Origin of the sequence: Mesorhizobium sp. M4B.F.Ca.ET.214.01.1.1, from assembly GCF_004791545.1 — a bacterium.
Taxonomy (GTDB): Bacteria; Pseudomonadota; Alphaproteobacteria; order Rhizobiales; family Rhizobiaceae; genus Mesorhizobium; species Mesorhizobium abyssinicae.
In genome coordinates this window covers 230,894-240,163 of record NZ_SRUX01000012.1, presented here as the reverse complement: position 1 = coordinate 240,163, position 9,270 = coordinate 230,894, and the positions used below count along the sequence as shown (strand labels likewise).

General features: G+C 63.6%; 8 protein-coding genes and 1 pseudogene. 8 read left to right on the top strand and 1 reads right to left on the bottom strand.

Features of this window, described 5'->3' with window-relative positions; all coding sequences use genetic code 11:
• From EN857_RS23750 to EN857_RS23740, 3 genes and pseudogenes are all read left to right on the top strand, one after another.
• Positions 1–102 (top strand): annotated as a pseudogene (locus tag EN857_RS23750) (IS110 family transposase); the annotation flags it as partial.
• Positions 103–445: 343 nt separating this feature from the next.
• Positions 446–2,089 carry a glycosyltransferase family 39 protein gene (locus EN857_RS23745; RefSeq protein WP_127394216.1) on the top strand — a complete coding sequence of 548 codons (1,644 nt, stop codon included), beginning with the start codon at positions 446–448 and terminating at the stop codon, positions 2,087–2,089.
• A 46-nt stretch (positions 2,090–2,135) separates the two neighbouring features.
• Positions 2,136–2,990 carry a phosphatase PAP2 family protein gene (locus tag EN857_RS23740; protein WP_128346857.1) on the top strand — a complete coding sequence of 285 codons (855 nt, stop codon included), beginning with the start codon at positions 2,136–2,138 and terminating at the stop codon, positions 2,988–2,990.
• Positions 2,991–2,996: 6 nt separating this feature from the next.
• Here the strand turns inward: EN857_RS23740 and EN857_RS23735 are convergent, their stop codons facing one another.
• The gene (locus tag EN857_RS23735; RefSeq protein ID WP_126054872.1) at positions 2,997–3,671 is read right to left on the bottom strand and encodes an alpha/beta hydrolase; all 675 of its coding nucleotides are present in this window, start codon (positions 3,669–3,671) and stop codon (positions 2,997–2,999) included.
• A gap of 256 nt (positions 3,672–3,927) precedes the next feature.
• On the opposite strand from EN857_RS23735, the gene EN857_RS23730 reads away from it, so the two are divergent.
• The 5 genes from EN857_RS23730 (at position 3,928) to sufD (ending at position 9,114) form a co-directional block, all read left to right on the top strand.
• Complete coding sequence (locus EN857_RS23730) at positions 3,928–5,088, top strand: cysteine desulfurase family protein (protein ID WP_127392529.1); 1,161 nt, start codon at positions 3,928–3,930, stop codon at positions 5,086–5,088.
• A 188-nt stretch (positions 5,089–5,276) separates the two neighbouring features.
• The gene (sufB, locus tag EN857_RS23725; RefSeq protein ID WP_127311204.1) at positions 5,277–6,794 is read left to right on the top strand and encodes a Fe-S cluster assembly protein SufB; all 1,518 of its coding nucleotides are present in this window, start codon (positions 5,277–5,279) and stop codon (positions 6,792–6,794) included.
• Positions 6,791–7,072 carry a hypothetical protein gene (locus EN857_RS23720; RefSeq protein ID WP_127392528.1) on the top strand — a complete coding sequence of 94 codons (282 nt, stop codon included), beginning with the start codon at positions 6,791–6,793 and terminating at the stop codon, positions 7,070–7,072. The genes sufB and EN857_RS23720 overlap by 4 nt, the downstream gene beginning before the upstream one ends.
• Positions 7,065–7,820, top strand: coding sequence for a Fe-S cluster assembly ATPase SufC (sufC, locus tag EN857_RS23715; protein WP_127282355.1), 756 nt, complete (start codon positions 7,065–7,067; stop codon positions 7,818–7,820). The genes EN857_RS23720 and sufC overlap by 8 nt, the downstream gene beginning before the upstream one ends.
• Before the next feature lie 25 nt (positions 7,821–7,845).
• Positions 7,846–9,114 (top strand): Fe-S cluster assembly protein SufD, encoded by a 1,269-nt coding sequence (sufD, locus tag EN857_RS23710; protein ID WP_127282354.1) that lies wholly within the window; start codon positions 7,846–7,848, stop codon positions 9,112–9,114.
• Positions 9,115–9,270 lie beyond the last annotated feature (156 nt).

Here is a 9,270-nt window from a genome sequence, read left to right as displayed (position 1 = left end):
GTCGGCAAGCCGAAGATCGTCGCCGTCGTGGCCGTCATGCGAAAGCTGCTGACCATTCTCAACGCCATCATCCGCGACCAAAAACCATGGCAAACAGCTTGACAGCCAAGACAGTCGCTCTCCCCGTATAGTGACGGTGAGAGGGGGCTGTCATCACTGGTTTCGCGACTCGCCAGCGGTGGGAGAAGGGCGCCAACATTGCGGCCAGCCCCTTCTCCCCGTCACTATACGGGGAGAAGTGCCCGGCAGGGCCATGAGGGGCGGCGCCGACTTCGACAGTTGGTGTTCTCAGCCACAAAGTCGGAAACCATCAACTGGATTGAAGCTATTGCCCTGGAGAGAGGGCCACTTCTTGCCTCGTGCCAGTGGCTGGCGTAATGAGGCGCCGCGCCCAGGCGCCGCGACGGGGCACCATCCCGCAAATCGAGATCCGGAAGCTCCCGCGATGAACAGGAACTACATCATCCTCTTTCTGTTCAGCCTGGTGATGACCGTCAGCGGCCTCGCCAGCCTTCCGCCGATCGACCGCGACGAGTCCCGTTTCGTCCAGGCGACCAAGCAGATGGTCGAGACCGGCGACTATGTCGATATCCGTCTGCAGGACGTCACGCGCTACAAGAAGCCGATCGGCATCTACTGGCTGCAGTCGGCGGCGGTCGCGCTGAGCGGCGAGGGGGCAGCCGCGCCGATCTGGGTCTATCGCCTGGTCTCCATGCTGGGTATCGCGCTTGCCGTCGTCGGCATCGGCTGGACGGGCACGAAACTGTTCGGTGCCAATGCCGGTCTCGCCGCCGGCCTGATGATGGCGGCGATCTTCGCCACCGCCTTCGAGGGTCGCGACGCCAAGACCGACGCCATGCTGCTTGCCTGCTGCGTGGCGGCGCAGGGCGCGCTGGCGCAGGTCTATCTCGCCGCGCGCCGCAACGAGCCGGTCGCCGGCCATCTGCCGTGGATCTTCTGGATCGCGCAGGGACTTGGCATCCTCATCAAGGGCCCGGTGGCGCCGCTGTTGTCGCTGCTGACGGCCGCCGCGCTGTTCGCCTTCGATCGCGACTGGCGCTGGCTCCTCAAGCTGAAGATCCTTCGCGGCGTCGCCATCGTGCTCGCTATCGTGCTGCCCTGGATACTTCTGATCAGCTGGAAAAGCGGCGGCGCCTTTTTCCAGGAGGCGGTCGGCAAGGACATGCTGACCAAGGTAGCGCAGGGCGAGGAATCGCATGGTCTGCCGCCCGGCTTCTACATGCTGACCTATTCGCTGTTCATGTGGCCGTTCGGCCTGATCGCGGTCGGCGCCGGGCTGCAGGCGATCAACCGCTTCTGGGATGACCCGCGCCTGCGCTTCTGCCTCGCCTGGTACATCCCGTTCTGGCTGGTCTTCGAGGCGATCCCGACCAAGCTGCCGCACTATGTCATGCCGGCCTATCCCGGCATGGCGCTGCTGATCGGCTGGCTGCTGACATTGAAGCCTGAGGAGGCCGACGCACCGTTGAAGCGCTGGCAAAGCTGGCTGTGGTGGGCGACCGCTTTCGGCCTTGCTGTGGTCAGCATAGGCCTTGCCGTCGTCTGCATCGGCGCGCCGATCTATCTCGCCAGGACGTTTTCGTGGTGGAGCATTCCCTCCGCGCTCGCCGCGCTGGCAGCCGGTTACCTGGCCTTCCCGCGCAAGCTGCAGGTGCCGCTCGGCCGCATCGGTGCCATCGCCATCTGCGCCGGCATCACCTTTTCGCTGCTGTTCGGCGTCATCGCGCCATCGCTGAAGCCGATCTGGCTAAGCCCGGCGATCAAGGTCGCGGTCGACGCCAACCGGCCATGCGACACCACCGTGCTCGCCTCCGCCCAGTACCATGAGCCGAGCCTCGTCTTCCTGGTCGGAACCAGGACCGTGCTCACCGATGTCGACGGCGTCGCGAAGCACCTGCTGGCCGATCCCGCCTGCGCGATTGGACTGGCATCGGTCAAGGACGAGCAGAAGCTGAACGAATTGCTGGCGGTCCAGGGCAAATCGGCAAGCCGTCTTGCCGAGATTGACGGCCTCAACTATTCGTCGGGGGACAAGCTGGCGCTCGGCCTCTACCGGGTGGCCAAGTGAGGAATGGCGTCGGCCCGCGAATGCCCCTATAAGCTCGCGCCCAGCCATGCTCTCTAGCCCGCCCAAGCTTTACCGTCGCTCGCTCGGCAACTTCCTCGACACGATCAGCATCGTGAAGAGGCGCTTTGCTGTGCGTGCGGCACGCTATCCCGAGATTCCATGGCTGGTCTGGCTGTTTGCCTGGCTGCTGCTCGCGATGGTGGTCTTCTTAAGCCTGGACAGCGCCGCCGGCAGGATGCGCGGGATGTGGACGCCGGGCTTCGTCCATTTCACCGACTTCTTCACCGATTTCGGCCTTGGCGGCTGGTACCTCATTCCGGCAGCGCTTTGCCTCGTCGCCGCCAATCTGACGGATTGGCGAAGCCTGTCCAGGCGAACGCGGCTTTTCGTCTACAACTGGACCTGCTTCGCCTTCCTGGTGCTTTGCGCCGTCGGCCTGTCCGGCCTGGCGGTCAATCTGCTGAAATACGGCATCGGCAGGGCGCGGCCGCTTTATTTCACCGATTTCGGGGTGCTGTCGCTGCACCCGTTCGCCATGGATGCGCGCTTCGCCGGCTTTCCCTCCGGCCATGCCACGACGATGGGCGCGGTGTTCGGCGTTCTGTTGCTGCTTTTCCCGAGGCGCTGGTACCTAGCGCTGGCGGTCACGGCCAGCATTGCCTCGACACGCGTATTCGTCGGCGCCCATTATCCGAGCGACACGGTTGCCGGCTTTGGACTGGGGCTGGCTTTCGCGATCGCCACGGGGCTGGTCTTCGCCCGGCTGGGTTTCATCTTCCGCCGGCCGTCGTCGCAACGGCCGGAGCGCAAGAGGACATTCCGGCTGGGATGGCCCAACGCAGCCCGGCGCCGCGAATTGATAGCGAAGCAGAGCGGACGGCTCAGCGCCGACCACCCATAAGACGCTTTATCTCAGCCGCTTCGGCCTCGGATCGGCCAGCTCGCCCGCCAGCCTGCGGTCGAGATAGTCGGCGCATTCCTGCAGCAGAAGGTCGGCGTCATTGGCGAAGAAATGGTTGGCGCCCGGCAAGGTCTTCTGCGTGATGGTGATGCCCTTTTGGGTATGCAGCTTGTCGACCAGCGCCTGCACGTCCTTGGGCGGCGCCACCTTGTCGGCGTCGCCGTGGATGATGAGGCCCGACGACGGGCACGGCGCCAGGAACGAGAAGTCGTAGGTGTTGGGCTGCGGCGCGATCGAGATGAAGCCCTCGATCTCCGGCCGGCGCATCAGCAACTGCATGCCGATCCACGAACCGAACGAATAGCCGGCGACCCAGCAGCTCTTGGAATCCGGATGCAGCGACTGCACCCAGTCCAGCGCCGCCGCCGCGTCCGACAATTCGCCGGTGCCGTGGTCGAACTCGCCCTGACTGCGGCCGATGCCGCGGAAATTGAAGCGAAGCGTGGTGAAATCGCGCTTCTGGAACATGTAGAAGAGGTCGTAGACGATCTTGTTGTTCATCGTGCCGCCGAACTGCGGGTGCGGGTGCAGCACGATGGCGATCGGCGCGCTCTTTTCCTTGGAAGGCTGGTAGCGACCTTCCAGGCGACCGGCCGGACCGGCAAAAATGACCTCAGGCATAAAATACTCCACGTGGCAAACGAACGCGCTCAGCCCGGAACAACTCTTCCGCTGGCCCCAGCTTCTGTGGCCTTGACGCCGGGCAAGCGTCTTCTTAGAAGCTAGTTTAGAATTGTTCAAAACTGGGTGGCCGAAACCCGCTGGCTCGACCGCCCCTTTCCGCAAGCCGCGTAAATAGGACGGCTTGCCTTGCGATTTCAAGGAAATAACGCGCTACCCTTGGCGAATGGCTTTCGACGGGACCAATTGAAGGAAAATGGCCGCAACTCGCGCCTATCTCGACTACAACGCCAGCGCGCCGCTGCTTGAAGAGGCGCGCTCGGCGATGATTGCCGCGCTGGGTGCCGCCAATCCGTCCTCGGTCCACACGGAGGGCCGCGCCGCGCGCCGCCTCATCGAGGACGCAAGGCGCGACGTCGCTGCATTGGTGAATGCCAAGGCCGCGCATGTCGTGTTCACGTCGGGCGCGACCGAAGCCGCTGCGACCCTGCTGACGCCGGACTGGCAGATGGGACGCGGCACCGTCCGCATGAGCCGACTCTATGTCTCGGAGGCAGACCACCCTTGCGTTCTTAATGGTGGACGCTTCCCAGCGGCGCAGATGACCCGCATCGGCGTCGATCGAAATGGAATCGCCGATCTCGATGAACTGGCTGCGGTTCTCGCCGCGCACGACAAGAGCGACGGCCTGCCGCTGGTCGCGATCCATGCCGCCAACAATGAGACCGGCGTTATCCAGCCTGTCGAGCGCATCGCCGAAATCGTCAGGGCGGCGGGTGGCGTGCTGGTGATCGACGCCGTGCAGGCGGCCGGGCGGATTCTGATCGATATGTCAGCCGGTTACGCCGATTATCTTATCCTGTCGTCGCACAAGATCGGCGGCCCCAAGGGCGTCGGCGCCATCGTCGCCGCGGCCGATCTGATGATGCCGAAGCCATTGATCAACGGCGGCGGCCAGGAAAAGGGCCATCGCGCCGGCACCGAAAACCTCCCCGCCGTCGCTGGTTTCGGCGCGGCGGCGCGTCAGGCGCTGGCCGGTCTGCGCGACATCGATTTGGTGGCGCGGCGCCGCGACGAGATCGAGGTCCTGGTAAAAACCCTGGCGCCGGACGCGGAAATCTTCGGAAATGGCGCGCAAAGGCTTGCCAACACGACATTCTTCGCTATTCCCGGCGTCAAAGCCGAGACGGCGCAGATTGCCTTCGATCTCGCCGGCGTGGCGCTGTCGGCAGGGTCGGCCTGTTCGTCGGGCAAGGTCGGGCCGAGCCATGTGCTCAAGGCCATGGGATTTGGCGACAGCCTGGGTGCCTTGCGCGTGTCCATCGGCCACGCGACGGCGGTCGAGGATATCGAGCTGTTCCGCGCAGCACTCGCCGGCATTGCCGGGCGTCGTGCCGGCGGCGAAAAGGCCGCCTGAGCGCGACGAAAGGGAATTCGGGCCTCCGGGCCTGGTAGAGCCGTGCGTTTCAATTGGCCGGGTGAATTCCCGGTCGGGACGCACTATATGGAACTTACGCCGCCCCGGCCCGCCCATGCGTGGCCAACTGGTGGTGCCATAGTTTGAAAACTGTCGGGCCTTGACCCCGGCGTGGATGGAGAACGCTTATGCCTGCTGTGCAGGAGACGATCGATCGGGTTCGAAAGATCGACGTCGACCAGTATAAATACGGATTCCAGACAGAGATCGCGATGGACAAGGCCCCCAAGGGCCTGAGCGAAGACATCATTCGCTTCATCTCTGAAAAGAAGGGCGAGCCGGACTGGATGCTGGAATGGCGTCTGGAGGCCTATCGCCGCTGGCTGACCTTGGAAGAGCCGACCTGGGCGCGCGTCGACTATCCCAAGATCGACTTCCAGGACATTTATTACTACGCGGCGCCGAAGAGCACCCCTGGTCCGACCTCGCTCAGCGAAGTCGATCCCGAGATCCTCAAGGTTTACGAGAAGCTCGGCATCCCGCTGAAGGAGCAGGAGATTCTCGCCGGCGTGCAGAAGACGGATGCCTCGGAGCTCGAGGAAGCCAACGACAATGTCTACAAGTCGGGCCGCGTGGCAGTCGACGCCGTGTTCGATTCCGTCTCCGTCGTCACCACCTTCAAGAAGGAACTAGCCGAGGCCGGCGTCATCTTCTGCTCGATCTCGGAAGCGATCCGGGAGCATCCGGAACTGGTGAAGAAGTATCTCGGCTCGGTCGTGCCGACCTCGGATAATTTCTACGCCACGTTGAACTCGGCCGTGTTCACCGACGGGTCCTTCGTCTTCGTGCCCAAGGGCGTGCGCTGCCCAATGGAGCTCTCGACCTATTTCCGCATCAACGAGAAGAACACCGGCCAGTTCGAGCGCACGCTGATCATCGCCGAGGAGGGGGCTTATGTCTCCTACCTCGAAGGCTGCACGGCGCCGCAGCGCGACGAGAACCAACTGCACGCAGCGGTCGTCGAGCTGGTCGCGCTCGACGATGCCGAGATCAAATATTCGACGGTGCAGAACTGGTACCCCGGCGACGCCGAGGGCAAGGGCGGCATCTACAATTTCGTCACCAAGCGCGGCGACTGCCGCGGCGACCGCTCGAAGATCTCGTGGACGCAGGTCGAGACCGGTTCGGCCATCACCTGGAAATATCCGAGCTGCATCCTGCGCGGCGACGATTCCAGCGGCGAGTTCTATTCGATCGCGGTCTCGAACGGCTACCAGCAGGTCGATAGCGGCACCAAGATGATCCATCTCGGCAAGAACACGTCGAGCCGCATCATCTCCAAGGGCATCGCCGCCGGCTTCTCGCAGAACACCTATCGCGGCCAGGTCTCGGCGCACCGCAAGGCGACCAACGCCCGCAACTTCACCAACTGCGACTCGCTTCTGATCGGCGACCAGTGCGGCGCACACACTGTGCCGTACATGGAAGCCAAGAACTCGACGGCCCAGTTCGAGCACGAGGCGACGACGTCGAAGATCTCCGAGGACCAGAAGTTCTACGTCATGCAGCGTGGCATCCCCGAGGAAGAGGCGATCGCGTTGATCGTCAACGGCTTCGTCAAGGACGTCATCCAGCAGCTGCCGATGGAATTCGCCGTCGAGGCGCAGAAGCTGATTGGCATCTCGCTGGAAGGCAGCGTGGGTTGATCGGGAAGTTCGTCGAGCGGATCAAGGGCTTAATAGTCGTCGTTCTGATGCTCTTGTTGACGCTGGCTATTGGCGGTGCCGTGGTGGCCCTGATAGGCGCAATATTTGGTTTGAGTTCGGTGAAGCATGTTGGTGGTTCGATTGCCTTCCTTGGAGCAGTTGGGTTTTTTGGCTGGATGTTCGTTACCGGCGATCTTGCGGGCGCACTTCTAGGGAGATCCCGGCAAGGACCGGGCGACGAGAACAACAAGAACGCGAAAGTAGACAAGAATGCTTGAAATCAGAAACCTCCATGCCCGCATCGTCGATGACGGCACCGAGATCATCCGCGGGCTGAACCTGACGGTGCAAGCCGGCGAGGTCGCCGCCATCATGGGCCCGAACGGGTCCGGCAAGTCGACATTGTCCTATATCCTCGCCGGGCGCGAGGACTATGAGGTCACCGAGGGTGACATCCTCTACAACGGCCAGTCGATCCTCGAAATGGACCCGGCCGAGCGCGCCACCGCCGGCATCTTCCTCGCTTTCCAGTATCCGATGGAGATACCGGGCGTCGCGACCATGGAATTTCTGAAAGTGGCGATGAACGAGCAGCGCAAGGCGCGCGGCGAGGAGCCGCTGAAGATCCCGGAATTCTTGAAGCGCGTGAAGGACGCCGCCGCCTCGCTCAACATGGACATGGCGATGCTGAAGCGGCCGCTCAATGTCGGCTTCTCCGGCGGCGAGAAGAAGCGGGCCGAGATCCTGCAGATGAAGCTGCTCGAGCCAAAGCTCTGCGTGCTCGACGAGACCGATTCCGGCCTCGACATCGACGCGCTGAAGATTGTCTCCGATGGCGTCAACGCGCTGCGTTCGCCGGAGCGCGCCATCGTCGTCATCACCCACTACCAGCGCCTGCTGGAGCACATCGTGCCGGACTCGGTGCACGTGCTCTACAAGGGCCAGGTGATCAAGTCTGGCGACAAGTCGCTGGCGCTCGACCTCGAGGCCAATGGCTATGCCGGCGTGATCGGCGAAGCCGCGTGAGATGCGAGCAGGCGAGGCGAGAGCGATGAACATGCACGCACAGCCCCAGCGGACCCTGGCCGAAACGGCGCTGATCGATGCCTTCGGCGAGCGGCTTTCGCTGCTGCCGGGCGACGGCGCGGTGATGACCAAGCGCGACGACGCGATCGAGGCGATCAAGCATGGCCTGCCGACGCGGCGCGTCGAATCCTGGCACTATACCGACCTGCGCCGGCTGCTGACTTCAGTGCCGGCCTTCGAGGCCGAAGGTGCGGTGAAGGCGCTTGAGCCGGTCTTCGAGGGTTCGGCCGTGCTGCCGGTGCTGAACGGCGTCTCGAATGGGAAACTTCCCGAGATCGATGGCGTCACGGTACAGCGCCTGTTGGAGAAGCTGACCGATGGCAGCGTGGCGCCCGGGCTCGACCCCTATGGCACCGATGACGCGATCGGCGCGCTGAACACCGCCTTTGTCGCCGATGGCTATTTCGTCGACATCGCCGACGGCGCCGAACTGGCAAAGCCGATCGAGCTGCAGAACCTGCAATCCGGCGGCCAAGCGCATGTACGGCTTCTGACGCGCGTCGGCGCCGGCGCCAGGGCGACCATCGTCGAACGCCAGTCTGGCGAGGGCGCTGGCCTCGCCAGCTCCGTCAGCCAGCTCGTGCTCGGCGACGGCGCCGAGGTGACCTGGCTGATCGTGCAGGAGCAATCCGATGCCGCCACGCATCTTGCCCAGTTCAAGGCGCATATCGGCAAGGACGCGAAACTGACGCTGTTCGTTATGAATGCCGGCGGCAGGCTGGTGCGCCAGGAGGTCGTGGTGCGCACGACCGGCGAGGGCGCCGATTTCAAATTGCGCGGCATCAACCTTCTGGCCGGCGACACCCATACCGACACCACCATGGTGCTCGACCATGCCGTGCCGCACACCACCTCGACGGAAGTGATCCGCAACGTGGTGACCGGCAAGGCGCGCGGCGTCTTCCAGGGCCGCATCAACGTGCATCAATATGCGCAGAAGACCAACGCCAAGATGGCCTGCAACACGCTGCTGCTGTCGGATGACGGAGAGTTCTCGACCAAGCCCGAGCTCGAGATCTTCGCCGACGACGTCGTTTGCGGCCATGGGGCGACCGTCACCGAGATCGACCACGACCATCTGTTCTACCTGATGGCGCGCGGCATCGACGAGAAGAGCGCGCGCGGTCTGCTGGTCAAGGCCTTCGTCGCCGAAGTGATCGAGGAACTGGAAGACGAGGCGCTCGTCGAAGCGCTGGAAGCGCGGCTCGACGAGTGGTTTTTGACGCACGGGTGAAGTGGTCGAGGCGGGGCCTCGACCACTACCCCTCATCCGGCCGCTTCGCGGCCACCTTCTCCCACAAGGGGAGAAGGAAGAGTGCCAGACCTTCTCCCCCTGTGGGAGAAGGTGGATCGGCGCGAAGCGCCGAGACGGATGAGGGGTGGGTGAAGG